Here is a 1356-nt window from a genome sequence, read left to right as displayed (position 1 = left end):
GCCGCGGGCGCCCTCTCCTTCGGCCCGGCGGCCACCGGCGTCGCCACCACGGGCAGCCCGCGCTTCGGCACGGCCCTGAACGGCTGAGCCCCCCCCTGATCCAGCCCTGACGGTCCCTTAGGGGATGTCACAGGATGGCCGCAATGCCGGGCCCGACCCCCTGGGCCCGGCACGCGGGCGGCCGGGAGCAGGTACGTTCGACGGGTGGCTGGATTCAGGATGGGACGCGGGAACCGGGACAACCGCACCGCGCAAGGACAGCAGGCGCACGCACCCCAGGGCCCGTCGTACGGCGGCCAGGCCCCGCACCACGGGCAGCGGGGGCCCGCCTACGGCTACCCGCAGGGCCGTACGGGGCACCCGCAGGGGAACCAGTACGGGTATCCGGGGCCGGTGAACGACGGACCGGAGTACTTCGGCGACCCCGGCCACGGCGGGCACGGCGGGCACGACCCGTACGCGGCGAACCAGCCGGGCCACACCCAGGCGTTCTCCATCGACGAGGCGTCCGCCTACTCCCAGGGCGAGACCTACCACGCGGGCTCGGCGCAGCCCCCCGGCCCGTCCGGCCCGCCGCTGCACTGGAAGGAACTGCTGAAGGGGGTCGTCCTCAACCCCAACCCGACCTTCCTCCGCATGCGGGACTACACGATGTGGGGCCCCGCCCTGATCGTGACCTTCCTCTACGGCCTGCTCGCGGTCTTCGGCTTCGACGGCGCCCGCGCGGACGTGATCGGCGCGACGTTCACCAACGCGGTGCCGATCGTGCTGATCTCGGCCGTGGCGATGGTGCTGAGCGCGTTCGTCCTGGGCGTGGTCACGCACACGCTGGCCCGCCAGCTCGGCGGCGACGGCGCCTGGCAGCCGACGGTCGGCCTGTCGATGCTGATCATGTCGCTGACGGACGCCCCGCGCCTGGTCTTCGCCATGTTCTTCGGCGGCGACGCGAGCTTCGTGCAGGTCATCGGCTGGATCACCTGGCTCGGCGCGGGCGCCCTGCTCACCCTGATGGTCTCCCGCTCCCACGACCTGCCCTGGCCGAAGGCGCTGGGCGCGTCCGCGATCCAGTTGATCGCGCTGCTGTCGATCGTGAAGCTGGGGACGTTCTGACTCCGGTTCGCACAAATTCCGCGTACGTGTGAGAGGGGCTCCCGGCACTGTGCCGGGGGCCCCTCTTGCATTCCGGTTCATCGGCGCCTGCGCGAGCCAGGGCGCGTCATCCGTTCAGGCCGTCATTGATCAATTCGAAGGTGCGCGTACTGATCTTTTTCGCCGCGTCCTCGGCGCCTTGCGTGATGCCGCCCTGGTTGTTGTTGGTGCCGCTCTGCGTGCCGCCCTGGGTGTTGTGGGTACCGC

Annotated in this window: 1 protein-coding gene; it reads left to right on the top strand. The window is 71.3% G+C overall.

Going from position 1 to position 1356, the window contains the following annotated elements; translation table 11 throughout:
• Positions 1-219: 219 nt before the first annotated feature.
• The gene (locus GT030_RS05690; RefSeq protein WP_202459725.1) at positions 220-1110 is read left to right on the top strand and encodes a Yip1 family protein; all 891 of its coding nucleotides are present in this window, start codon (positions 220-222) and stop codon (positions 1108-1110) included.
• Positions 1111-1356: the final 246 nt, after the last annotated feature.

Source organism: Streptomyces sp. SID1328 (assembly GCF_009865595.1).
Taxonomy (GTDB): Bacteria; Actinomycetota; Actinomycetes; order Streptomycetales; family Streptomycetaceae; genus Streptomyces; species Streptomyces griseoluteus.
This window is presented reverse-complemented; position numbering and strand designations above follow the sequence as displayed.

Coding starts and splice junctions, on each gene's coding strand:
- GT030_RS05690 (WP_202459725.1), top strand. CDS start 220: ATGGGACGCGGGAACCGGGACAACCGCACCGCGCAAGGACAGCAGGCG.